Origin of the sequence: Ruegeria sp. HKCCSP346 (assembly GCF_017872595.1) — a bacterium.
In the GTDB taxonomy this organism is placed as follows: Bacteria; Pseudomonadota; Alphaproteobacteria; order Rhodobacterales; family Rhodobacteraceae; genus Ruegeria.
In genome coordinates, this window is the sequence record NZ_JAEDOT010000001.1 from 1 (window position 1) to 24453 (window position 24453).

The 24453-nt window shown below is 60.4% G+C and carries 24 protein-coding genes and 1 pseudogene; 12 read left to right on the plus strand and 13 right to left on the minus strand.

Annotation, left to right across the window (positions count from 1 at the left end):
• A pseudogene (locus I9185_RS00005) lies at window positions 1-748 on the minus strand (IS3 family transposase); the annotation flags it as partial.
• A 265-nt stretch (window positions 749-1013) separates the two neighbouring features.
• The gene (locus I9185_RS00010; protein WP_152457300.1) at window positions 1014-1589 is read right to left on the minus strand and encodes a GcrA family cell cycle regulator; all 576 of its coding nucleotides are present in this window, start codon (window positions 1587-1589) and stop codon (window positions 1014-1016) included.
• Window positions 1590-1715: 126 nt separating this feature from the next.
• Between I9185_RS00010 and I9185_RS00015 the strand changes: the two genes are divergently transcribed.
• Window positions 1716-2519: an ABC transporter permease gene (locus I9185_RS00015; RefSeq protein WP_171638216.1), complete on the plus strand. Its 804-nt coding sequence runs from the start codon at window positions 1716-1718 to the stop codon at window positions 2517-2519.
• An 81-nt stretch (window positions 2520-2600) separates the two neighbouring features.
• Here I9185_RS00015 and I9185_RS00020 read toward each other — a convergent pair whose 3' ends face one another.
• Complete coding sequence (locus I9185_RS00020) at window positions 2601-3485, minus strand: DMT family transporter (protein WP_210092782.1); 885 nt, start codon at window positions 3483-3485, stop codon at window positions 2601-2603.
• Between the two features lie 273 nt (window positions 3486-3758).
• On the opposite strand from I9185_RS00020, the gene I9185_RS00025 reads away from it, so the two are divergent.
• Entirely contained in the window at window positions 3759-4946 is a 1188-nt protein-coding gene (locus tag I9185_RS00025) for an aspartate aminotransferase family protein (protein ID WP_209546957.1), read from the plus strand.
• Window positions 4947-5022: 76 nt separating this feature from the next.
• A complete protein-coding gene (gene argF / locus I9185_RS00030) occupies window positions 5023-5949 on the plus strand; it encodes an ornithine carbamoyltransferase (protein WP_209546960.1) in 927 nt (308 codons plus the stop codon).
• Here argF and I9185_RS00035 read toward each other — a convergent pair.
• Both I9185_RS00035 and I9185_RS00040 read right to left on the minus strand, forming a co-directional pair.
• Window positions 5946-6545, minus strand: coding sequence for a ferric reductase-like transmembrane domain-containing protein (locus tag I9185_RS00035; RefSeq protein ID WP_209546963.1), 600 nt, complete (start codon window positions 6543-6545; stop codon window positions 5946-5948). The two genes, argF and I9185_RS00035, sit on opposite strands and share 4 nt — an antisense overlap.
• Window positions 6546-6550: 5 nt before the next feature.
• Window positions 6551-7039 (minus strand): twin-arginine translocation pathway signal, encoded by a 489-nt coding sequence (locus I9185_RS00040; protein ID WP_171117607.1) that lies wholly within the window; start codon window positions 7037-7039, stop codon window positions 6551-6553.
• Window positions 7040-7255: 216 nt separating this feature from the next.
• Here I9185_RS00040 and I9185_RS00045 point away from each other — a divergent pair, with 216 nt between their 5' ends.
• The 3 genes from I9185_RS00045 to I9185_RS00055 all read left to right on the plus strand — a co-directional run bounded on the left by I9185_RS00045 (window position 7256) and on the right by I9185_RS00055 (window position 10225).
• Window positions 7256-8089 (plus strand): phytanoyl-CoA dioxygenase family protein, encoded by an 834-nt coding sequence (locus I9185_RS00045; protein WP_245223372.1) that lies wholly within the window; start codon window positions 7256-7258, stop codon window positions 8087-8089.
• 119 nt (window positions 8090-8208) lie between these two features.
• Window positions 8209-9171 (plus strand): pirin family protein, encoded by a 963-nt coding sequence (locus I9185_RS00050; protein ID WP_171638206.1) that lies wholly within the window; start codon window positions 8209-8211, stop codon window positions 9169-9171.
• A 79-nt stretch (window positions 9172-9250) separates the two neighbouring features.
• Window positions 9251-10225, plus strand: a complete 975-nt coding sequence (locus I9185_RS00055) for a 2-dehydropantoate 2-reductase (RefSeq protein ID WP_209546968.1) — start codon at window positions 9251-9253, stop codon at window positions 10223-10225.
• A 9-nt stretch (window positions 10226-10234) separates the two neighbouring features.
• On the opposite strand, the gene I9185_RS00060 is transcribed toward I9185_RS00055, so the two are convergent.
• From I9185_RS00060 to hrpB, 3 genes are all read right to left on the minus strand, one after another.
• Complete coding sequence (locus I9185_RS00060; protein WP_209546972.1) at window positions 10235-11710, minus strand: inorganic phosphate transporter; 1476 nt, start codon at window positions 11708-11710, stop codon at window positions 10235-10237.
• Window positions 11711-11799: 89 nt separating this feature from the next.
• Complete coding sequence (locus I9185_RS00065) at window positions 11800-12258, minus strand: NUDIX hydrolase (RefSeq protein ID WP_171724395.1); 459 nt, start codon at window positions 12256-12258, stop codon at window positions 11800-11802.
• A gap of 167 nt (window positions 12259-12425) precedes the next feature.
• The gene (gene hrpB, locus I9185_RS00070) at window positions 12426-14879 is read right to left on the minus strand and encodes an ATP-dependent helicase HrpB (protein WP_210092783.1); all 2454 of its coding nucleotides are present in this window, start codon (window positions 14877-14879) and stop codon (window positions 12426-12428) included.
• 209 nt (window positions 14880-15088) lie between these two features.
• Between hrpB and meaB the strand changes: the two genes are divergently transcribed.
• The 4 genes from meaB (at window position 15089) to I9185_RS00090 (ending at window position 17806) form a co-directional block, all read left to right on the plus strand.
• Window positions 15089-16060, plus strand: coding sequence for a methylmalonyl Co-A mutase-associated GTPase MeaB (gene meaB, locus I9185_RS00075; protein ID WP_171232539.1), 972 nt, complete (start codon window positions 15089-15091; stop codon window positions 16058-16060).
• 186 nt (window positions 16061-16246) lie between these two features.
• Complete coding sequence (gene rpmB / locus I9185_RS00080) at window positions 16247-16534, plus strand: 50S ribosomal protein L28 (protein WP_050603240.1); 288 nt, start codon at window positions 16247-16249, stop codon at window positions 16532-16534.
• 407 nt (window positions 16535-16941) lie between these two features.
• Window positions 16942-17292, plus strand: a complete 351-nt coding sequence (locus I9185_RS00085; RefSeq protein ID WP_209546977.1) for a hypothetical protein — start codon at window positions 16942-16944, stop codon at window positions 17290-17292.
• 40 nt (window positions 17293-17332) lie between these two features.
• A complete protein-coding gene (locus I9185_RS00090) occupies window positions 17333-17806 on the plus strand; it encodes a copper chaperone PCu(A)C (protein ID WP_209546981.1) in 474 nt (157 codons plus the stop codon).
• 92 nt (window positions 17807-17898) lie between these two features.
• Here I9185_RS00090 and I9185_RS00095 read toward each other — a convergent pair whose 3' ends face one another.
• Together I9185_RS00095 and I9185_RS00100 are read right to left on the minus strand one after the other, a co-directional pair.
• On the minus strand, window positions 17899-18507 hold the full coding sequence (locus I9185_RS00095) for a DUF308 domain-containing protein (RefSeq protein ID WP_209546984.1): 609 nt from the start codon (window positions 18505-18507) through the stop codon (window positions 17899-17901).
• Window positions 18508-18568: 61 nt separating this feature from the next.
• Entirely contained in the window at window positions 18569-19267 is a 699-nt protein-coding gene (locus tag I9185_RS00100) for an NAD-dependent deacylase (protein WP_210092784.1), read from the minus strand.
• Window positions 19268-19295: 28 nt separating this feature from the next.
• Here I9185_RS00100 and I9185_RS00105 point away from each other — a divergent pair, with 28 nt between their 5' ends.
• Window positions 19296-19739: a low molecular weight protein-tyrosine-phosphatase gene (locus I9185_RS00105; protein WP_209546987.1), complete on the plus strand. Its 444-nt coding sequence runs from the start codon at window positions 19296-19298 to the stop codon at window positions 19737-19739.
• Here the strand turns inward: I9185_RS00105 and I9185_RS00110 are convergent.
• From I9185_RS00110 to I9185_RS00120, 3 genes are all read right to left on the minus strand, one after another.
• A complete protein-coding gene (locus I9185_RS00110) occupies window positions 19736-20689 on the minus strand; it encodes a LysR family transcriptional regulator (RefSeq protein WP_171205681.1) in 954 nt (317 codons plus the stop codon). The genes I9185_RS00105 and I9185_RS00110 overlap by 4 nt on opposite strands.
• 65 nt (window positions 20690-20754) lie before the next feature.
• Window positions 20755-21063 carry a hypothetical protein gene (locus I9185_RS00115; protein ID WP_171229650.1) on the minus strand — a complete coding sequence of 103 codons (309 nt, stop codon included), beginning with the start codon at window positions 21061-21063 and terminating at the stop codon, window positions 20755-20757.
• A 173-nt stretch (window positions 21064-21236) separates the two neighbouring features.
• Window positions 21237-22424, minus strand: a complete 1188-nt coding sequence (locus I9185_RS00120; protein WP_209546990.1) for a hypothetical protein — start codon at window positions 22422-22424, stop codon at window positions 21237-21239.
• Window positions 22425-22472: 48 nt separating this feature from the next.
• Here I9185_RS00120 and lepA point away from each other — a divergent pair, with 48 nt between their 5' ends.
• Window positions 22473-24272 carry a translation elongation factor 4 gene (gene lepA, locus I9185_RS00125; protein ID WP_209546993.1) on the plus strand — a complete coding sequence of 600 codons (1800 nt, stop codon included), beginning with the start codon at window positions 22473-22475 and terminating at the stop codon, window positions 24270-24272.
• Window positions 24273-24453 lie beyond the last annotated feature (181 nt).

The window sequence follows — 24453 nt, forward strand, 5'->3', positions numbered from 1 at the left end:
CGGTCCACACGGATCGCCAAGCACTCCCGGCTGTACTCATCGATGACGTTGAGCGTGCGGAATGCCTTTCCGTCATCCGTTCGACAATGCACGAAGTCATAGCTCCAGACATGGTTTCGATGCTCCGGCCGCAGCCGAACACACGATCCATCATTTAACCAGAGCCGCCCCTTCTTTGGTTGTTTCATTGGCACTTTCAGCCCCTCCCGACGCCAAAGCCTTTCGACACGCTTGTCATTCACCTGCCAGCCCGCATCTCTCAGCAAAGCCGCGATCCGGCGATAACCGTAGCGGCCATACTGGCGGGTCAATTCTATCATGTCCGCCACCAGGCGCTTCTCGTCAGCTCGACCTTTCGGCAGCTTTCGCTGTGTGGATCGGTGCTGTTTCAGGACGCGACACGCCCGGCGTTCTGAGACACGCAGTTTGTGGCGCACATGGTTGATGCAGGCACGGCGACGGGCGGGGCTCAGTAGTTTCCCGTGGACGCCTCCGTCAGGATCAGTTTGTCCAGGGTAAGATCCGAGACGGCCCTTCGAAGACGCTCATTCTCTTTTTGAAGGCGCTTAAGTTCCTTCAATTGATCCGCGCCCATTCTGCCGTACTTTTTCTTCCAGCGACAATAGGTCTGTTCAACAACACCAATCTGCCGGATTGCATCCAGACGGGACATGCCTTGCCCCATCAATATCTCAACCTGCCGTAACTTCGAGACAATCTCTTCCGGCTTGGGTCGCTTGTTCGCCATGTGGTTCCTCCGTTTTCATAACCATAACGGCGGACCACTTCAGAGGGGGAGGATCAGAAAGCGATGAGCCTACGGCAACTTTGTCCGCAAAGCTGACGCTCCGAACTAAAACACCCTCGCAGCATTCAGCGAGGGTGTTTTCTTTGTAAGAACCCGTTACGCCTTGCGTCGTTCTTGACTATGCAACGTCTCCGGTAGAGGCGTGGCGAAATGCCTGCGCCCTTTTCACGTTCCATAGACATGATTTAGGTTCTTGTGTTCGCAATTACCGCCGACGATCCCTGCGCGAGCTCATCGGCTGGAAGGCCACTCCCACATGCGCCTCGCAATAGGGTTTGCCCGCCTCAACCGGAAGGCCGCAGAACCAGAAATCCTCGGTCGCGGGGTCGCCCACGGGCCATTTGCATGTCTTCTCGGTCAATTCCATCAAAGTCAGCTTCTTGGCTTTCTTTTCAACCTCGTTGACCTTGGCCAGCGCCTCGGGGCTGATCTCATTGGCCGATGGCTGCGGTGGCAGCGGCTGACCGGCGGGGATGATCTGACGGCGGGCCGGAACGACCGGTTTCGCCTCGGCGGTCGGGGCCGGGGCCGGACGCGCCGGTTCGGTCTTGGGTGCAGGTTTGGGCTTGGCCTCGGCCTTGGGGGCGGGCGCCGGTTTTTCTTTCGGTTCCGCCTTGGCCGGGGATGCGCCTGCCGTCCGGTTCGACAGGCCCAGGCGGTGCACCTTGCCGATCACCGCATTGCGGGTCACGCCACCCAGTTCCTTGGCAATCTGGCTGGCCGACTGGCCTTCGCCCCACATCTTCTTCAGCAGTTCAACACGCTCGTCTGTCCAGGACATCGTTAGCCTTTCAAAAGCGGAAAGCGGCCCCGGATTCGGGCCGCCTTGGGAATTCGTCTCAGCCCCCTATTCTAAACACTGCTGCCCGAGTTACAAGCTGTCTTCGAATCAGCTTGAGGGCAAATCATGCAAAATCCCGCAGATCAGACCGCGCGTCGCTTCGGAGCAGTCAACTGGATGGGCCTGTACACGCTGGCGCAGCGCGAAACCCTGCGTTTTCTGGCCGTCTGGACGCAGACGGTTCTGGCACCTCTGGTTACGGCGGGGCTGTTCCTGTTGATCTTCACCATCGCCATCGGACCCAGCCGGCCCGATATCATGGGTGTGCCGTTTGTGATGTTTCTGGCACCGGGGATCATGATGATGACGGTGATCCAGAATGCCTTTGCCAATACCTCGTCCTCGATGGTGATCGCCAAGGTGCAGGGCAATATCGTCGATACTTTGATGCCGCCGCTGTCACCGCTCGAGATTCTGCTGGGTTACCTCGCGGGTGGTATTGCCCGAGGCGTGATGATCGCACTGGTGATCTCGATTGCGTTTTTGGTCTTGCTCTCCATTGCGCCTCAGCACCCCCTGATCGCGCTGACCTTTGTTGTTCTGGGTGGGGCATTCATGGGCGCGTTGGGCCTGTTTGCCGGTATCTTCGCCAACAAGTTCGACCAGATGGCAGCAATCACCAACTTTATCGTCACGCCGCTGGCCTTCCTGTCGGGCACGTTCTACTCGGTCGAGGCGCTGCCGCCCGTGCTGAACCGCCTGACCCACCTGAACCCGGTGTTCTATCTGATAGATGGTTTGCGCTACGGAATGATCGGAGTATCCGACAGCTCTCCGTGGCTGGGAATGGCGGTTTGTACGTTTGCAACACTCGTGATCGGAACCATCACCTGGCTGATGCTGCGCACCGGATATCGCCTCAAGGCTTAGGCTGGCCCAGCCATCGCGACCGGTTGCAAGGGCCGGGGCCGGGATGCAGGCGCACCCGTTTCCGCCGTGCAGGGCAGGCTCTCAGACGCGGCGCCGCACCGCTTCTCGCCAGACCAGGATCAGCCCACCGGCCAGAATGGTCGCAGACCCGATCAGACTGATCCAGTCGGGGATTACATCAAAGACCGCCAAGTCGTAAAGGGCGGCAAAGATCAGCGTGGCATAGCTGATCGGGGCCACAAAGGATGCATCCGCCCGCGCCATGCCGTTGACGAAACAGGCCTGCGCACAGGCCATCAGAACGCCGATCCCCACCAATGCCGCCCACTGCTGCGGGGTCGGCATCTGAAAGACGAAGCTGACGGCCAAAGTGGCGATCAGCAAACCCATCGCGTTATTGATCAGCAGGATCTGCATCGGTGGCTCGCGCCCGGACAATTTTTTGATGAAAATCAGCTCCATCCCGATCAGCGCAGCCGCCGCCAGCGCCAGAAGCGCGGCAGGCTGAAAGCTGGCGGGGGTCGGGCGCAGCAGGATCAACGCGCCCGTCAAGGCGACAGCCGCCGCCAGCCAGCGCCAAGGACCAACCCGCTCGTGCAGCAGAGGAATGGCCAGCACCATACCAAAGACAGGGTTCAGAAAGGATATGGCCGTCGCATCCGCCATCGGAATGAAGGCAACCGACGCGAACATCAATGTCACCCCCGCCCAGCCAAAACTGGTCCGCCCGACGTGAAGCCCCCAATGGGGCCGCACCAACCGGGGCCGCAAAGCTGCAACCGCCAGCACGATCGCCAGCAGGGCAAACAGAAACCGCCCGTGACTGATCTGCATAGCGTGCAAGGACGGGCCCAACGCATCCGTCCCGAGCGCCTTTGCCAGCAGCGTCGTCGCGGCGATAAAGGCGGTGGCGACAAAAATCAGCGCAGCGGCAAGCGGTGGATTGTGGTGCTTGGGTTGGAACATGGCCAAGCGGTGCGCCGTTGCACAGGCTTTGGCAAGGGCAAAATTCGATCCCTGCAAAATACTGGCTTCCCAACCTGTGCAAGCATCGCTATACGGTCGGCCATGATCAAACATGTGCATATCCAACTGCTCCGACGCCGACGCATCTTTGCGTAACCGGCCTGTTTGATCTCGTGTGCCCGACAAATCGGCACAGACCTCACCAAAATTGTTGACGAACAGGGCCTTCGTGTATCACTCACGAGGCTCATACTACCTGAAAAGGATGATCCCATGATCCCGTCCGTTCTGCCGACCTATAACCGTGCGCCCCTGACCTTCGTGAAGGGCGAAGGCGCCTGGCTGACCGAGGCGGATGGCCGACGTTTCCTGGACCTCGGCGCAGGGATCGCCGTGAACGCGCTGGGCCATGCCCATCCGGCATTGGTGGCCGCGCTGACTGACCAGGCCCATGCGCTGTGGCATGTCTCGAACCTGTACAACATTCCTCAGCAACAGGCGTTGGCTGACAAGCTGGTGGAAAACAGTTTTGCCGATACGGTTTTCTTCACGAACTCCGGCACGGAATCCTGCGAACTGGCCGTAAAAATGGCCCGCAAGTACTTCTATGACAAGGATCAGCCCGAGCGGGTCGAAATCATCACTTTCGACGGTTCGTTCCACGGCCGGTCGTCAGCCGGCATCGCCGCTGCCGGGTCCGAGAAAATGACCAAGGGCTTCGGCCCGCTGCTGCCGGGTTTCGTGCATGTGGCCTTCGGCGATCTGGACGGCGTGACCGACGCCATCACCGACAGGACCGCCGCGATCCTGATCGAGCCCATCCAAGGCGAGGGCGGTATTCGCCCGGTGCCGGACGCCGAACTCAAGGCGCTGCGCCAGATCTGCGACGACAACGGGCTGCTGCTGATCCTTGATGAAGTCCAGTGCGGCGTTGGCCGGACAGGCAAGCTCTTTGCCCATGAATGGGCTGGGATCACCCCTGATATCATGATGGTCGCCAAGGGCATCGGCGGCGGCTTCCCGCTGGGCGCAGTCCTGGCCACCGAAGACGCGGCCAGCGGCATGACAGCAGGCACCCATGGTTCGACCTATGGCGGCAACCCGCTGGGCTGCGCGGTGGGCTGCGCGGTGATCGATCATGTGGCAACACCCGCCTTTTTGGAAAGCGTCAACCGCAAGGCGGGCCTGCTGCGCCAAAAGCTCGAAGCCCTGATCGCAGATCACCCCGACGTGTTCGAAGAGGTGCGCGGATCAGGCCTGATGCTCGGCCTCAAGTGCAAGCCTGCCAATATCGACGTGGTCAATGCAGGTTATGACAACCTCGTCATCACCGTTCCCGCCGCCGACAACGTGATCCGCCTGTTGCCGCCTCTCACTCTGACCGAGGACGATATCGCTCAGGCCATGATCCGCCTCGACAAGGCCGCCCGGCAGATCGAAACCCAACTCCAAACCGCCTGATTTTCATCTTTTCCCAAATACTCCGGGGGTCCGGGGGCAGCGCCCCCGGCAACCGACAGCCAGGAAACGAACCGACATGAACCATTTTCTCGACATCCACAAAACCGATGCTACCGCGCTTCGGTCCATGATCGATCAGGCGGGCGCGATGAAACAGGCGCGTCTGGGCCGTCCCAAGGCTGCCCCTGATGACGAACAACCGCTGAAAGACCGCATGGTCGCGCTGATCTTCGAAAAGCCCTCGACCCGGACGCGCGTGTCCTTTGATGTGGGCGTGCGCCAGATGGGCGGCCAGACCATGGTGCTGTCGGGCAAGGACATGCAGCTGGGTCACGGCGAAACCATTGCCGATACTGCCCGCGTGCTGTCGCGCTATGTCGACATGATCATGATCCGCACCTTTGATGAAACCATCCTGACCGAAATGGCCGAATATTCCGACGTGCCCGTCATCAACGGTCTGACCGACCGCACCCATCCCTGCCAGATCATGGCCGATGTTTTGACGTTCGAGGAACACCGCGGCCCTATCGCGGGCAAGAAAGTGGTCTGGACCGGCGACGGCAACAACGTCTGCGCCTCGTTCCTGCACGCCGCCGGTCAATTCGGATTCGATCTGACCTTCACCGGCCCCGCTCAGCTTGACCCGGAAGAGGAGTTCATGGGGTTTGCCCGCCAGAAAGGTTCGAAAATCGTGGTCGAAAGGGATCCGCACAAAGCGGTGGAAGGCGCGGACCTCGTCGTCGCGGACACCTGGGTTTCGATGCATGATTCCCAGTCGGCCAAAGAGCGCCGCCACAACATGCTGCGTCCATATCAGGTCAATGCTGAACTCATGTCGCATGCCAAACCGGATGCGCTGTTCATGCATTGCCTGCCGGCCCACCGCGAGGAAGAAGCGACCTCCGAGGTCATGGACGGCCCGAACTCGGTCATTTTTGATGAGGCCGAAAACCGTCTGCATGCACAAAAGGCGGTGATGCGCTGGTGCCTGGGCGTCTAAGGGCGTCGACGGATATCCCACACTTTCAATTTGGCGAGCGTGCTTGCGCTCGCCAAGAGGACCAGTGCGCAAAGCGCTGTTTTGGTTACGATCTCCATCGTGCCTTCGATCAGCATGGCGTGAACAAGGCTGCCGACAATCGTCACCCCGGCCAGTGCGGTGTGGCTCAGGCGCCATAGACGAAAGCGCAGGCGCAGACGTTTGCGGAAGACCCCTAACAGGGCCGCCCCGAAAGCGGTCCACATGGCAATGACACCCCAGGCCGAGAACGGCGTTGGCGATACGAACAACAACGCATCCACGACATCCGGCGGGCTGGTAAGCCACAACCCCGCGACATGGACAACAATCGCCAGCACCAGGGTCAGGCCGATCCAGCGGTGAATGTGGCGGCTCATCACTGCGGACAGGTCCGGAAGGTATCTTCCGGCCAGAAGCGGTTGCAGCAGCAGCAGGCCCAAGCTCAGAATTCCGGCAAACCCGGCGAGGATATAGGCTGGATCGCGCCAGGCAAGATACGGGCTGCCTGCCGCAGCGATCAGGGGAACGGCAAGGGCGGCGATCAGGGTCGCCCAAATGGCACCGGTTCGGATCACCGGGATCAGAGCGGTTGCAACACGAAATGCGCAGCCAGTGTCTTGTCTTTGGAACTGGACATCACAGGCCGCAGGAACACGGTTTCGAACGCGCCGCTGTCATAGGCCAGATGCCCGTGCGGTTGACCGAATGCAGGAACGATCTGCGGCATTTCCAGGCGGAATTCACCCTTTTCATCCGTCAAGGTCGCTCCATGGCTTTGCGGGTCACGCTCGTGCCCTTCTGTGGTATGGGCCCAGATCTGTATGCGCTGGCCGGGCAGGGGGGCGCCATCGCCCGCCCGTCGTACGGTGCCGGTCATCCAGAACCCGCCGCCACCGATCCGGTCCACGATTGGCGCGCCGGGGCGATAGTTGTTCGATCCGCCCCGCATCGAAGGCGTAGGCGCAATCCCGGCTGCGCGGGCAGGCACCAAAAGCCCTGTGGCGCCGGTCGCCAAAACGGCAACACCTTGGGTGATCAGGGAACGGCGGGACAGCAACGCATCTGTCATCGAGAAACCTCCAATACGCGATCCAATCTTGTCAGTCTGCGGCTTCCATCTGAAACATAGCATGTTTCGTTCAAAATCCGAGGCCGTGCGCGGTTGGATCCCCGCGTCCTCACGGTTCTGTGAGTGATTCCGGGTCGTCGAAACGAATCTCTTTGACCTCTGGCGGTGCCTGGTGCGATGCTCGGGGCCACCGAACCACATCGGGATGATTATTCCATGACGACAGCAGATACGGTCACACAGGAAGACATTGCCGCCTTCCAACGCGATGGTGCTGTTGTTCTGCGGTCGAAATTCTCATCCGACTGGTTGTCATTGCTGCGCGCAGGTATCGACGCCGACCTTGACACGCCGACGGATAATTTCACCCGTCATACCAAGGATCCGAACGCCCCGGGCTATTACGAAGACTACTGGGCCTGGAACAAAATCCCGCAATTCAACGAATTCGTTCACAAGTCGTCCTGCGCTCCGCTTGCCGCCGGGTTGCTGGGGGTGCCATCCATCAACCTTGTCATGGACAACTGGTTCCTGCGCGAGGCCGGCTCGACCTCGCGCCCGCCCTTCCATCAGGACCTGTCTTACTTCGACTTCGAAGGCGCGATGTGTGTCCTTTGGCTGCCGCTGGAACCCGTGACCAAGGAAAACGGCATCGCATTCGTGAAGGGTTCACACCTATGGGACAAGCTGTTCATGCGGGTGCGGTTTGTCGATGGACATCCCAGCTATGAGCCCACCGAAGTCGCCGGGCTGACCTATCATCCGCCACCCGATGTCAATGCCGACCCAGGCGCGTATGAGTTGCTGCAATGGGATCTGGAGCTTGGGGATTGTATCTTTTTCGACATGCGAACGCTGCATGGCGGGTTGTCCTCGACCACGCCGTCGGAAACGGTGCGGCGCTTCACCCTTCGCATGACGGCACCTGATGGTGTCATCCGGTATCGCGGCGACTGGGCCAAGGACGAGCGTGCGCAGTTCGAGGCGGCAGGTTATGGCGAGGGGGATCGGATTGACGGGCCGTTTTTCCCGCAACTCTGGCCGCGTTGATCGGAACGGCGCCGCACTTAATCTGTGCGATTGTGCACTTTATGGGCTGCTTCGCGTGGCTATTTCTTACCTGAGTGAACGCGGGTGGCCTGACCATCCGCAACGAAGGGAGAGCTGAAATGAGTTGGAACCCGACACACAATCCGGAGTGCATTTCGGAGAATCCGGCGCTGGACACATTAATCATCCCGCGTGCCCGTGACCTGGGAGGGTTCGAGGTGCGCCGCGCGCTGCCTTCGGTAAAACGACAGTTGGTAGGCCCTTTCATATTTTTCGATCAAATGGGGCCGGCTGAATTCATCACCGAAGGCGGCATCGACGTGCGCCCCCACCCCCATATCGGACTGGGCACGGTTACCTATCTGTACCAGGGCGAATTCGAGCACCGTGACAGCCTTGGCACACATCAGATGATCTATCCCGGCGAGGTCAACTGGATGGTTGCAGGGCGTGGTGTCACCCATTCCGAGCGCACCAGTGACGAAACACGCGGCAGGAAACACAGCCTGTTCGGCATTCAGACCTGGATTGCTTTGCCCGAAGCGCATGAGGATATGGCCCCAGATTTCGAACATCACAAACAGGCCGCGTTGCCGCATATTCAGGATGCAGGCGTCAGCGCCCGGTTGATCCTGGGTTCGGCTTATGGTGAAACCAGCCCGGTCACGATGCTGTCCGAAACCTTCTATCTCGACGTGCAATTGGAACCCGGCGCGTCTTTCCCTCTGCCTGACGACCACGAAGATCGCGGTGTCTATGTTACGCAAGGTTCGGTCGAAATCGCGGGCGACAGGTTTGACGAGGGCCGCATGATGGTGTTCCGGCCCGGGGACAAGCTGTCTGTCAAGGCCGGTGCATTGGGCGCACGGCTGATGCTGCTGGGCGGAGCGACCCTGAATGAAGACCGCTACATCTGGTGGAATTTCGTTTCGTCTTCGAAGGAAAAAATCGAAACCGCAACCCGTGAGTGGAAAAGCGCCGATTGGGCCAATGGAGCATTTCAACTGCCTCCGGGCGACGATCAGGAATTTATCCCTATTTCCAAAGAGCTTGAGCGCACCAAACCCCGGCTGGCCCGCTAGCGCGTGACGTCGGGGGCAAGCGGGCTTGTGTCACAGGACGTTTGCGGTGATCCTTTTCGGGTGTACCGGAGGGGGTATCATGAATCTTGTCCTTGCAGGCGCGGGCAGCATTGGCTGTTACTGTGGTGCTTTGCTGGCCCGTGCGGGCCACGCTGTAACCCTGCTGGGTCGCGCCCATGTGCTGGACCCGATCCGAGAGCACGGGCTGAAGGTCACTGACTTTGATGGCCTTGACGTCACGATTCCGACCGGGGGCCTGACGCTCAGCGAAGATCCGGCCTGTCTGGATCAGGCCGAACTGGTCATCGTCACCGTCAAATCGGGTGCAACCGCAGACATGGCCGAGCAAATTGAGCGCTTTACGCGGCAGGATGCCCCGATCCTGTCCTGGCAAAACGGTATCGAAGCTGCCGCAACATTGCGTGAGGCCTTGCCGGGGCGTGATGTGCGTGCGGGTATGGTTCCGTTCAACGTGGTGCCAAACGGCCCTGCCACCTATCATCGGGCCACGTCCGGAGAGATCGTCATCCAAAGCGGCACCGGTGATCTGGCCGCGCAGCTGAGCAGCGCAGACCTTCCCGTAAAGTCCAGCGACCAGATCGAAGCCGTGCAATGGGGCAAGCTGGTGATCAACCTGAACAATGCGCTCAATGCCTTGTCGGGCCTCACGTTGGTGGATCAGCTGATGAACCGCGACTGGCGCAATCTCATGGCGGATCAGATGTCCGAGGCGCTGACCGTCCTCAAGGCGGCGGGTCATCCCGTGGCCTCGACCACACCGCTTCCGGCATGGATGACCCCGCATATTCTGCGGCTGCCGACACCGCTGTTCACCCGCATCGCGGCCCGGATGCTGACAATCGACCCCAGCGCGCGAACGTCCATGGCCTATGACCTCATGGCCGAGCGGCAAACGGAAATTGACAGCCTGCAAGGTCACATCATCCGGATGGGTCACGAAACCGGAGTGCCAACACCCATCTGCACGCAGGTGTCCGACCTTATCAAGCATGCACCCGATCACCCGTTGTCGCCGGAACAGATCAGGCTCTGACGGTCTCCCTCAGGCGAACGCGGTCAACACCCAGTAAATGACGGCCGACATGGTTGCGGCGGCGGGCACGGTGACTACCCACGCGGCCACGATGGTCATGAAATGCGACCGCCGTACCAGCTTGCGACGGCGGTATTCTTCCGGGGCAAGGTGATGTTCTGTGCGTTGACGCTTTCCCTGTTTGCGCCGGCGCTCGGAATCCCACTCTCGGTAGAAGCCGACGCCAAAGACTGCACCAACGGCGATATGGGTCGAACTGACCGGCAGGCCAAGCCAGCTGGCCAGAATTACGGTGATCGCCGCCGACAGGGCGACGCAAAAGGCGCGTATCGGGTTCAGCTTGGTGATCTGGCGGCCCACCATCCGGATCAGCCTGGGGCCGAACAGAAACAGACCGAAGGAAATCCCGAACGCTCCGATGATCATCACCCAAAGCGGGATTGGAACTTTCGCGGCGAACTCTCCGAACTCGACCGCGTGGACAATCGCAGCCAGCGGACCGACCGCATTGGCCACGTCATTAGCACCATGGGCAAAGCTCAGGAACGTGGCCGAGATCACAAGCGGCAGGCCGAACAGCGTCTTCAGCGACCGGGTTCGGTTCTCCATCCCTTCGGATCTGCGCTTGACCCACGGGACGGTCACGGACCAGGTCAGCAGCCCCACGCCCAACCCGATCAACAGGGCCATTTCCGGATCGATATGCACGATCCGTTGCAGGCCTTTGACGGACAGATAGGTGGCAAAGGCCCCCGCCATCACCGCCAAAAGGACAGGTACCCATTTGCGCGCGGCGGCGATCTTGTCGTCCTGATTCTGGATTTTCGACTTGATCAGCGCCAGAAAAGCCGCGGCAACCGCACCCCCGAGCATCGGCGAAATCACCCAGCTGGCTGCAATTGCACTCATCGTGCCCCAGTTCACCGCGCTCAGGCCCGCTGCTGCAATGCCCGCACCCATCACCCCGCCCACGACTGAATGCGTTGTGGACACAGGGGCGCCAATCCAGGTCGCCAGGTTGACCCACATGGCCGAAGATATCAGCGCTGCCATCATGGCCCAGATGAACACCTCGCTGTTTTGCACCGAGGCGGGATCGACAATCCCCTTTGAGATGGTCGAGACCACGTCACCCCCCGCAAGCAACGCACCTGCGCTTTCGGCGATGGCGGCAATCACGATGGCGCCGCCCATGGTCAGCACATTCGCGCCGACCGCTGGCCCCATGTTGTTGGCCACGTCATTGGCACCGACATTGATCGCCATATAGGCCCCGAACGCGGCCGCCGCGACCACGACATGGCTGCCATCCGCCCGACCGAACAGGACCGCCGCCGTCAGCCCGGCAAGCGCCATGAAGGCCAGTGCGATCCCCGGTGCCAGCAGGTGGCGCGCGACATGGATGTTGGCGGTTTCGACCCGCGAAATTCGGTGCAGGTCGCTGTCCAACGTTTGCCAGCGTGGTTTCGGATTCGTGTCAGACATGAACTTGGTCAGATATTGTAGGATCGTGCGCCACTAACGGTATCCGGATGCTCAGGCAAGCTGGGTGCCATCGAAATGTTGCGAATTCCTTACAGTCTGCGCAACAAGGCCTGAAGCTCGGGCTCTTGCACCAGAGTGGCCGCTTCAACCGGCGAAAACCAGCTGCGCTCGCGCTGATCGGCCTCGGGAAAGTCATCCGCCAGCGCGCGCACCGAAATCCTGTAGACATTGGTCAATACCGGTTGCGCTGATCCGTTTTTGAGGATCTTGTCATAGGTGAATTGGCCGACGGGTTCATCGTGAACTGCATCCGCGCGCACTCCGGCCTCTTCCCAGGCCTCCTGAAGGGCTGTTTCCGCGCCACTCAAACCATCGATGGGCCAGCCTTTCGGGATGATCCAGCGTTTGGTGTCACGGCTGGTGATCAGCAGAACCTGATCGTGCCCGTCGTAAACGCGGGTGCATAACGCCGCAAACTGCACCCGTCGGGGGCGCAGGAACAGCGGTCGCCCGACCTCTTCCCAGATATTTTGCAGCCATGCATTCATCAGTTTTTTTGTCAGTCTACTCTATGCCTTCAAAGTTGATACGACTTAACAACGGAAATGGTGAGTTTCAATTAAACCTTCCAGTATTGGCCGGGTTTGGCCGATTCTTGAGGGTTTTCTGGGTTGTTTTGTGGATTTTGGGCAAGGCTCGGGCTTTGCTGACGGTTCTAGTCACGTCTGCGTTTTGCCCTCAGCGTGGGATCAGCCTGGGTCGGGTCTTCGGGCCAGGGGTGTTTGGGGTATTGCGCCCTCATGTCCTTGCGTACATCCGCGTAAGAGCCCGCCCAGAAACCGGGCAGGTCACGCGTTATCTGGATCGGGCGCTGCGCCGGTGACAGCAGAGTGATCTTCAAAGGCTGGCCGCCGATCGCCGGGTGTCGGGTCACGCCAAACACTTCCTGCAAACGGACCGAGATTTCCGGTACGGCCGCGCTGTAATCAATTGGCACCTTGCGCCCCAGCGGCGTTTCAAATGACCCCGGAGCGCGCCGGTCCAGTTCCTGCGTCTGCGCCCAGTCCAGCCGGGCGCGCAGGGCGGGCAAAAGATCGAATTTCTTCCAGTCTTCGGCGCTTTTGACCCCTGACAGCATGGGCAGCAACCAGTCTTCCATATCGGCCATCAGGCCTGCGACCGAAAAATCGGGCAGATCGACGCCATCGGCGCGCACCAGTTCGACACGGGCGGCCAGGCGCGCGGCGGCACCCTCCAGCCGCAGGCCCAGATCGCGTATCCCATCCAGCATCGCGCGGGCCACGGCGTCGTCCGGGACGTCCTTCCAGATGCGGTCGTCCAATGTGATCGCACCGAACCGCTCTTGCCGCCGCGACACGACGCGCCGCTCGCGTTTGGACCAGGCGCAGGTCTCGACCCAGCCGATCTGATCCGCGAACAGATCGCGGATGTCGCGTTCCGAAATCTGGGTGGCCATCCGGACCTTCGCCTCGCGCGGGTTGCCATCCGTGTCGATGACGACCAGAAACGGAGCGTTGGCCAGTGAATCCGCACTGTCCAGAACAACGCCTTTCCCCCCTGACAGCACATAGCGCGGCGCGTCGCCCTTGCGCCGCTGTCCGATGCGGTCAGGATAGGCCAGCCCGGCCATGGCGGCGGGGCTCAGATCGACCGAGTCGCCCTTGGCCTGTTTCCGCAGCCGTCTGGTTTCGGCATTGATCCGATCCACTGCGCCCATGTTGACCTGCCAGACCCTGTTGCGCTGAAAGGCCCGGGGATCGCGCAGCGCCTCTTGCCGCAGGGTGATATCCACCGGCGCGCCGCGAAGGGGGTCACGCTCGGCCATCAACGCTGCCAACAGGGCGGCGTTCGGACCGGCCCGCACAAGCATGTGCCCCAGCCGGGGATGCAAGGGCAGTGCCGCCAGGGCGCGCCCATGATCGGTGATCCGCCCATTGGTATCGAGTGCGCCCAGCATTGACAGCAAAGCCCGCGCCTCGGCCATCGTCCCCTCGGGAGGTGGAGTCAGAAAGGCCAGATCGGCCGCGTCAGCGCCCCACAGGGACAGTTCCAGCGCCAGCCCGGTCAGATCCGCCGCTTCGATCTCGGCAGGCGGGTAGGCGGCCAGCGCACCGTCTTCCCCCTTCGACCAGAGCCGGTAACACACCCCTTCGGCCACCCGTCCGGCCCGGCCCGTGCGCTGTGTGGCCTCGGCCCGGGTCACCCGTTCGGTCACCAGCCGGGACATGCCCGATCCCGGATCGAACCGAGCCCGCCGGGCCTGTCCCATATCCACCACGACCTTGATGTCGGGGATCGTCAGCGAAGTTTCGGCAATCGACGTCGCCAGCACGACTTTGCGCCCTTGTTCCACCGGGGCAATCGCGGCACGCTGGGCCGCAAAGGGCATGGCTCCGAATAACGGGCGCACCACGCAACTGTCGGGCAACCGACCGTTCAAAAGGCTTTCAGCGCGTCGGATCTCACCCTCTCCCGGCAGGAAAACCAGAATTCCGCCGCCGGACTTCCGGGTCTCACGCTCGGCCTGCACCACCAGATCGATCAACGCATCCAACCGTCGCGCTTGCGGCCCCAATGGCCGATCCAGCCAGCGCGTCTCAACCGGAAAGCTGCGCCCGTCCGATGTGACCAGAGGGGCCGCCATCAACGCACCGACGGGATCCGCATCCAGCGTGGCTGACATGGCCAGCAGGATCAGATCGTCCCGCAATGCGTCGGTCACTTCGAGGCACAAGGCCAGCCCCAGATCGGCGTTCAGAGACCGTTCGTGGAATTCATCGAAAATCACTGCGCCAATTCCCGGCAGATCCGGGTTGGATTGCAGCATCCGGGTCAGGATGCCTTCGGTCACCACCTCGATCCGGGTGTCTTTCGACACTTTCGCCTCGCCGCGCACACGGTATCCCACGGTCTGCCCTGCGCGCTCTCCCAGGGTCTCGGCCATCCGCTCGGCAGCGGCCCGGGCCGCCAGCCGCCGGGGCTCCAGCATCACGATCCTGCCTTCGCACAAACCCGCCTCGAGCATTGCCAGGGGAACCCGCGTGGTCTTGCCCGCCCCCGGTGGGGCCTGCAATACCGCGCGGCCCTGCGCGCACAATCTGTGCAGCAGTTCGGGAATGGCGTCGTCGATGGGCAGGCGTATCGTCATCCGGTTCTTATCCGCGATCATGCTGGTGTCGTCCAGTTCTCGCGCCGCGCACGTTCTGGTGACACCGGGGCGGCAGAATCAACCCTGAACGGCCAAGCAACGCACGAATTGACGCAGCTTTCGCTTTGATCGCATTTCCGGAGACCTGCGGTCTGGACAAACGCCCCCCGAGCGCGGCAACTATTCCTGCCTCTAGGATCGGGACAAGAATGCAGACAGACAGCCTCAGCGACAGGATTTTGAAGGGCGAGCGCCGGGCGCTGGCCCGCGCGATCACTCTGGTGGAAAGCAATCGCGCCGATCATCGTGCACAGGCCAGCGAGCTGTTGGCCCAGCTCGCAGGATCGGGGCGTCAGGCGCTCCGGATCGGTTTGTCGGGTACGCCCGGGGTGGGCAAGTCCACCTTCATCGAAAGCTTTGGCATGATGCTGACGGGGCAGGGGCTGCGTGTCGCGGTTCTGGCAGTCGATCCCAGCTCTGCCCGTTCGGGGGGCTCGATTCTGGGGGACAAAACCCGGATGGAACGCCTGAGCCGCGAGAAGAACGCCTTTATTCGCCCCTCCCCCAGCCAGAGCCATCTCGGCGGCGTTGCCCGACGGACCCGCGAGGCCATCGCCCTGTGCGAGGCCGCAGGCTATGACGTGGTGCTGATTGAAACCGTGGGCGTCGGGCAGTCTGAAACGGTGGTGTCCGAATTGTCGGACCTGTTCCTGTTGCTGTTGGCCCCGGCGGGTGGGGACGAATTGCAGGGTGTCAAACGTGGCATCATGGAGATGGCCGATATCATCCTGATCAACAAGGCGGATGGCGACCTTAAGGCCACGGCGACCCGGACATGCGCAGACTATGCCGGCGCGTTGCGATTGCTGCGCAAGCGCCCGCAGGATCCCGAAGGTTTCCCCAAGGCAATGACCGTTTCAGCGGTCGAAGAACAGGGGCTGGAGCAAGCCTGGGACGAGATGCAATCCCTGACCCGGTGGCGCCGCGACAACGGTATCTGGGAAGCCAACCGGGCCGCCCAGGCGCGATACTGGTTCGATCAGGAAGTCCGCCATGCGCTTCTGGCACGGCTCGACACGCCGCAGGCCAAGGCTGAGATGGAACGCCTGAACGCTGAAGTCTCGGCCGGGCGTCTGAACCCGGCCCGCGCGGCCGAAGAACTGCTTGGCACACTGAGCTGACGGGGTGAAAGGGGGCAAGGTTTCAAAGGCGGGCGCAAAATGAAAGAATTCGTTCGGTCCGTCTTGACGCTTCCTGCGATTCCCACTACACGCATCCAACCAGTTTTCGGGCGCGACTTCGGGTTGTGCCCCTTGTGATTTGGCCGAGGGCTTTGTGCCCGGCCTCCAGAAACAAAGGAAGAAACCATGTCGCGCCGTTGCGAACTGACCGGAAAAGGCCCGATGACTGGCAACAATGTCAGCCATGCCAAAAACAGAACTCGTCGTCGTTTCCTGCCGAACCTGAATGACGTTACCCTGCAGTCCGAGACCCTGGGCCGCGGCGTCAAGCTGCGCATCTCGGCAGCCGCCCTGCGTTCGGTTGACCACCGCGGTGGTCTGGACGCATTCCTGGCCAAAGCCAAAGATGAAGAACTGTCGGCTAACGCGCTGAAAGTGAAGAAGGAAATCGCCAAGGCGCAAGCCACGGCCTAAGCCTTTTCGCTTACGGTATTTCAGGCCCTGCACCTCTGAGGTGCGGGGCTTTTTTGTTTTGAGACGCCCGCTGCTGCCCTGCTTTGTTTTCAAATTCGAAATTATTTCTCGCCATTGGTGAATTGCTTCACATACGGAAAGCCGAATCTGACCTATCGTCACTGTCATTCATCAGGCGGGGGCCTCACTATGACGTTAAAAAGTTTCTACCTTTTCCTGTTTCTGGCCGCGGTTTTTCGCAAAGCAATTTCGGCTTGTACGCGGATGCAGCGCAGGGTGAATCGTTCCCACACCAGCTTCAATACAAGCAAGGTGAAACGACCGGGAATTGATTACTGAAACCAGCTTCAAGCGCGACCCTTTGGCGCTTGAAGCTACTTTGCTGACTGACCTATACCCGGGTCAGGATGAGACCTGCCATAACACGATTCCTGCCTTATGCTCTGTCCCTGCTTTTGGTTCTGACGGGGCAGGGCCTTGCTGTGTCCCGCGGCATGGACAGGGCCGTGGGTCAGATGGTGTTGTGCACAGGCACCGGTCCGGTCGTTGTCTATATGGACGAAGACGGACAGCCCACCGCGCCACCGCATTACTGCCCGGATTACGCGCTGTCCCTGATGGGCGCGGTCGCCATTGCCCAGCCGCCCATGCCTATGGCACCAGAGCAGGCGCGGATAGCGCCGCTGCGACATCTGGTCAATCAAATCGCCTTGCCGGTCCCCGGCACCCCGGCGCGCGCGCCGCCTGTACGTGTTTGAAGACACTACTTTTTCAAACCTACAATACAGGAGAGGCACGATGTCCCTCAAAACTACTCTGTTTGCAACCCTGGCCGCCGTGACCCTGGCCATGCCCGCTGTTGCCGAAGGCACTATCAAAGTTGATGACGCCTTTGCCCGGTCGTCGGGAAAGACCGCCAAGGCAGGTGCCGCGTTCATGATGATCCAGAATCTGGGCGATGCGGACGACCGTTTGGTCGGCGTGACGTCGGATGCCGCTGCTCGGGTTGAACTGCACACGCACAAAGTCGACGACAATGGCGTGGCCAAGATGGTGCATGTCGAGGAAGGCTTTGCCATTCCGGCAGGCGAAACCCACATGCTGAAACGCGGCGGCGACCATGTGATGTTCATGGGGCTGACCGAACCGTTCGAGCAGGACGCCATGGTTCCGGTGACGCTGATCTTTGAAAAGGCTGGCGAGGTTGAGATCGAAATCCCGGTCGATCTGGAGCGTCAGGACATGGGTGGGCACGGATCTCATTCGAACTAGGGCAACGCCTGTCTTCGGGCCGCGCTGCGGCCGTCATCCATGCGTCAGGCCGGGCATTGCCCGGCCTGTTGTTCCTGCGGCCGCCGCTGGTGCTATTTGTTGACGTTTTTCATACCGACGCGGTCACCGGCCTGGCGGAATCGGGATGCCAGCCAGAACATGACCGCGGCGATGGCCAGTGCCGAAAAGGCGATGCCCCATCCAAGTGCAACAAGCGCGACCGCTGGCCAGATCATCAAAACAAGCCCGACCACAAGCGCGACAAAACCCGAGACGCGCATGGAGCCGCGTTGAGGGTCTCTCTCGTGCATTTGCCCGGATGCCGCCAGCGAACCGATCCCGACAATCAGCGCCCATGCGCCCATGAGGAAAAAGGCCAGTTTGACCGTCCCTTCCGGCCAGATCAGCAGGACAAGCCCGATCAGAAGCGCACCGATTGCAGCACCGCCCATTACCCCGCGACGCCCAACGCCCAAAAGCGTCAGGCCACCATCGAGGATCAGCAGCACGCCAACCAGCCGTAGCAGCAACGCGATGCTGCCAGACGGCCAGAACAGTGCTGCAATACCGACAAGCCCGGCCAATACTCCGCGCAGCAGAAAGGTCCACCACAGGCTGGAAAGCTGCTCTCCCAGCATGTCGCGCCCCGCCATGCTGCCTTCATCCAGAATTTCACCGGTCCGGGGGTCCTGATCCGTCATGTCTTGTCCTCCAGTCGCTTCGGGGGCATTCTAACCGAATTAAGCGAGTGTTGTCTGTACTTTAACTATGCGGCGCAAGCAGGTGCCCGACCCATCGCGGAACTGTCTGGGTCGCTTTGCCGACAACTCTTTCATCAAACCCGGATGCGCCCGGCGACGGTTCCAGATTGATCTCGATCGTCCGAGCGCCCGCCGCTTGTGCCTCGTGCACGAACGCTGCCGCCGGATAAACCTGACCCGAGGTGCCAATGGCGGCAAAAAGCCACGCGCTGCTCAGGTGGTCATAAATCTCGTCCATGAAATAGGGCATCTCGCCAAACCAGACCACATCGGGCCGGGCCGTGGGCCGCGCACAGGCGGGGCAGGATTCCCCAACCGCCATTTCGGGCGGGGCGGTCCAGCGATGGCCACAGGCTGAACACAGCGCGCCCGCCAAAGTTCCGTGCATGTGGATGACATCCTTTGCGCCGCCCGCCTCGTGCAGGCTGTCCACGTTCTGGGTCACGATCACGACGTCTCCGGGCCAGTCCCGTTGGAGCCGGGCCAGTGCTTCATGAGCGGCATTGGGTTGAACTTCGGAGGCCTGAACCCGCCGCGCATTGTAAAACCCTTGAACCAGTGCGGGATCGCGGGCGAATCCTTCCGGCGTGGCGATATCCTCGATGCGGTGCTGGGCCCACAATCCACCCTCATCGCGAAAGGTGCTCAACCCGCTCTCGGCTGATATTCCGGCCCCGGTCAGAATCACGATCTTTTCCATTTCTCCTCCGCGCGGTACAGCATAATGCATGTCACACCGTATCCTTTTTGTCTGCCTGGGCAATATCTGCCGCTCGCCTGCGGCAGAGGGCGTTTTTCGCGCCCGCGCGCCGCATCACGTAACCGATAGTGCCGGAACCATGGGCTGGCATGCGGGGAAACCGCCCTACGGCCCAATGCAGGCAGCTGCGAAGGTCAGGGGAATCGATCTGGGCGACCTGCGCGCGCGTCAGTTCACCGCTGCCGATTTCGACCGCTTCGACCTGATCCTGGGCATGGACGCCAACAACATCGCGGATATCGAGAATCTGCGCCCCGCCGGCAGTGACACCCCGGTGCACCTGCTGACCGATTTCGCCCCTGAGACCGGCGCGGATCATGTGCCTGACCCCTATTACACACGGGATTTCGATGGCGCGCTGGACCTGATCGAGGCAGCGGTTGACGGCCTTGCTGCCCATCTGGACAGTTAACCGCCGATCACCCGCAGCGATCCGCTCAGCCAGGGCAGTTTGGCCAAAGCCGGGTCAACGATCTGGTTCTGCATCAGACGCCGTGTCATGCCCGCGACCTCCTGCGGCACCTGATCGGACCAGCCCGTTCGCGCCAGCAATGATATGCTGCGCGAGAAATCCCCGAACGGGGCAGGGTGGGCCTCCAGCCCGTCATGAAAACGCGCTGCGCGCATGAAGCCCAGCGGCGTCGTGATCGCCCAACCCAGACCCCGTGCAACCATGGCCATAAGCGCCATGTGCGAGCCGATCTCGAACCGTTCCTCGAACTCCTGCGCGCCGCGCGCCATATGCGCCTCGATCTGCCGGCTGATCAGCTGCTCGCGGGCATAGCGCAGATATGGCAGGCTGTTCTGCACAGCCTCCACTCCGCCCGCCCCCTGAGGCGCAACCAGAATGAACGGATCCCGGACCAGAGGGTACTCGACCACCCCTTCCAGCACTTCTCCGCTATGGGCGGTGACGGCCATATGCAGGCGTTGTTCGGCCAAGGCCTCGAACAGATCGAGGCTCGACAAGGTGATCAGTTTGAAATTCGATCGGGTCAGACTGTCCGCCAGCAGAGTGGCCAGCCGTGGGGTCAGGTCATTGTCGAAGTCGTCGATCAATCCGATGGAGAGCGTGGTCAGATGCCCCAGATCCATGACCGACAATTCGCTTTGTGCCATTTGCAGCTCGGCCAGAACCGCCTCGGCCCGCACCAGAAAACTGCGCCCGGCCTGCGTCAGGCGCATCGGTCGGCGCCCGTGATCGACCAGTTCGGTGCCCAGAGCCTTTTCCAGATTGCGCAACTGTTGGGAAACGGATGGCTGGCTGAGCCCCGTGATCTCGGCGGCCTGTGCCACCGATCCCGTCCGCGCCAAAGCCTCGAACACCTCAAGGCCCCTTAGGGTCAGCCCTTTCATCACCATAAGATACACCTTTCGCTGCGCCTTTCTGGGGCGCAGCGTGGATCAGGTCAAGGTTTCAGAGGGGCTTAGCTGCAGATCGCCTGCGCCATCTGGCCAAAGTTCTGATACCGGTCCCACAGCGCATCGTCGCGCGCGGTCTGCGACATCTTCAACTCCTGCGCCTGATGGGGGTCGGTGAACCATTTGGCCACGGTTTTCTGATCGCTGCGGGTAAGCGCCTGATCCGCCACGCGCTGGATGCAACTGCACCGATCCCGCGTCGCCGCCGACCGGTCCGACGCCAGACACGCCCGCTTGATCTGCGCCGCATCCGCAACCGGAGCCACCGCCGTCAGCGATGCCGCACAAAATGCGATTAAGAGGAACTGTTTCATACTCGAGCCTCGTTTTTGCCTGCCCGGAGGTGTCTTGCGCCCCTCTCGGTCTGCGGCGGAGTATGAATCAAATGGGCGCGCGGATCAATCATACGTTGCGAAAAAGTGATTGCACGAGCCGGAAACGATACAATCCCGCCACCCCCGTAGGCCGGGTTTCAGCCCGGCACCGGTCAGGACAGGAGCGGGAGCCACCTTTCAATGGCCTCGATCAACGCTTCAATTTTCTCCGGGTGTTTAGCTATGTAAGCGTCAACGATCGCTGTAGTGCCTTTGGTTGAGCCTACAACGATCACAGTGCCAACTGCTAAATTTGCCTTGCCAACGCACCACTTGAGTAAGCCAACCAGTCCTGCTTTAAACTTAGCAAGAATAGCCTCAATCCTCTCGCGAGCAGGGCGGTCCTCTTCCAAAGCCGTCGAGAGTTCTTCGGTCGCTTCCCAGATCAAGGTTATCGCGCCGGACAACCGTTCGTCTTCGATGCTCTCAGGAGGGTTGTTCCCTCCGATACCGTGGCGCGCGATGGTTTGAGTGCTCAAACTATCTTTAAGTTCAGTTAGGGCTCTTTCGGTTTGCAATCTCGCATGGATTTTCTCGATTTCTTCCGAAACTGCTTCTGGACCTTCATCCCAAATCGTATCATCTATCACAAATAGTCGATATTGCAGCTCTAGGTCCAAGGGCTTGCCGATTAGCAATCCACGATACCAATCACGCCAGTATTGGAAGCGAGGGCCTTCCGGCGGGTCGTTATCGTATCGAGCTATAGCAAATTTCCAAAGACTTGAAAGCTCACCCGATAGCCAGTCCTCGGAAAAAAGCGGCGCGGCAATTTCAGTGAAGCGCGTTGAATTGAGATCTGTTGCGTCTTCTTTAGCGTGTTCGATGACTCGTGACCAAGTGAGTGATACCGCTTTTTGAGCTTGTTTGAATCCAGATGAATGTCCAGAAGATAGCTTCGCGAGAGCCAAAGCGCAAAATTTCAGTGCTTCAAACCAGTGTTCTCTTTCGGTGCCGTTTGCGTTTTCTAAACAGTAAGTTGCGAACTTTGACTGAATTGTTAACGTAACATCAAGCTCCGCATGAGCCATTTGTTGGAAGGTCGAGGGGGGAGATGAAAAGGTAGGCCGCCAAGGCAAGTAGGCTTTGTTCACAATACAGAGCGCAAGTCGAATATCTGCGTGTGTTTCCCGCCAGTGTGTTAGGTCAAATTTTGGTTGTCTTGTGGCGACTGCCAAAGTGACCAAGAAGGCTCGTAGCGCGGCCAAAGAGGCGACTTGTTCAGCGATGCTTTCATCTAAGCTGTTGAACCACTTCTCGGCGTCGTGGTCTTCTAGATATAATTCCCCTAGCTGGATCATTCACATCCCCATTGACCAATCCACGATTCCTCTACATATCCCCAACCCATGACAGACCTCGCTCATATCCGCAATTTCTCCATCGTCGCGCATATCGACCATGGCAAATCCACCCTTGCTGACCGGCTCATCCAAGAGACCGGAACGGTGAAGGATCGCGACATGAAGGAACAGTTGCTCGACAGCATGGATATCGAGCGCGAGCGTGGCATCACCATCAAGGCCAACACGGTTCGCATCGACTATACCGCCGACAATGGCGAGGCATACGTGCTGAACCTGATCGACACCCCCGGCCACGTGGACTTTGCCTATGAGGTCAGCCGGTCGATGCGCGCGGTCGAGGGCTCGCTGCTGGTGGTCGACTCGACCCAAGGGGTCGAGGCGCAGACGCTGGCGAACGTGTATCAGGCCATCGACGCCGATCATGAGATCGTGCCGGTGCTGAACAAGATCGACCTGCCCGCGTCCGACTGTGACCGTGTCGCCGAACAGATCGAAGATGTGATCGGCATCGACGCAACCGACGCCATTCAGGTTTCCGCCAAGACGGGGCAGGGCATCCACGAAACTCTGGAAGCAATCGTACAGCACCTGCCCGCACCGAAGGGCAATCTGGACGCGCCTCTCAAGGCGATGCTGGTGGATTCGTGGTACGACGCCTATCTGGGCGTCATCGTTCTGGTCCGCATCATGGACGGCACGCTGAAAAAGGGGATGCGGGTCAAGTTCATGTCAAACAACACCCTGCACCATGTCGACCGTGTCGGCGTCTTCCGCCCCGAGATGCAGATGGTCGACTCGCTTGGCCCCGGCGAGATCGGATTCCTGACCGCATCCATCAAACAGGTCCGCGACACCCGCGTAGGTGACACCATCACCAATGACCGCAACGGGACCGAAGTCGCACTGCCGGGCTTCAAACCCGCGCAGCCGGTGGTGTTCTGCGGTCTGTTCCCAGTGGACAGCGCCGAATTCGAAGACCTGCGGGATGCAATCGACAAACTGGCGCTCAACGATGCCAGCTTCAGCTTTGAAATGGAAACTTCGGCCGCGCTTGGCTTTGGCTTCCGCTGCGGTTTCTTGGGCCTGCTGCATCTTGAGGTCATCCGCGACCGCATCGAACGCGAATACGATATCGAGCTCATCACCACCGCGCCGTCGGTGATCTATCACGTCTACATGAAAGACGGCGAGATGATCGAGTTGCACAACCCCGCCGACATGCCCGACCCCTCGAAGGTCGACCATATCGAGGAGCCGCGCATCAAGGCGACCATCCTTGTGCCGGATGAATACCTGGGCGACGTGCTGAAACTCTGCCAGGACCGCCGCGGCATCCAGATGGACCTGACCTATGCGGGCTCCCGCGCCATGGTCGTCTATGACCTGCCGCTAAACGAGGTTGTTTTCGACTTCTACGACCGCCTGAAATCGGTGACCAAGGGCTATGCCTCGTTCGACTACCAGATGACCGGCTATACCGAGGACAATCTGGTCAAGATGTCGGTGCTGGTGAATGACGAACCGGTCGACGCGCTGTCGACCATGGTTCACCGCGACCGGGCCGAGATGCGAGGCCGGGCGATGTGCGAAAAGCTCAAGGACCTGATCCCGCGCCACATGTTCAAAATTCCGATCCAGGCCGCCATCGGAGGCAAGGTCATCGCGCGCGAGACCCTCTCGGCGCTGCGCAAGGACGTGACCGCAAAATGCTACGGAGGCGACGCCACGCGGAAACGCAAACTGCTGGACAAGCAAAAGGCGGGTAAGAAAAAGATGCGTCAGTTCGGGAAGGTGGATATCCCGCAGGAGGCGTTTATTTCCGCACTTAAAATGGATTCGTAATCCATTTTAAGTGCGAGTGCGCGAAAGCGTTTGGCAAAGCCAAACGCGTGCGGCACCCGGTTGCAGTAATAGTGCTGGTGGACAGCTAAAAGCTGGCCATTTTTTCGGCGGGTAGGCGAAAGCGGTTGGCGCAGTCAGCCTTGAATTGAAATAATTTTCCGCGTGATTTGGTTTCCAGCAA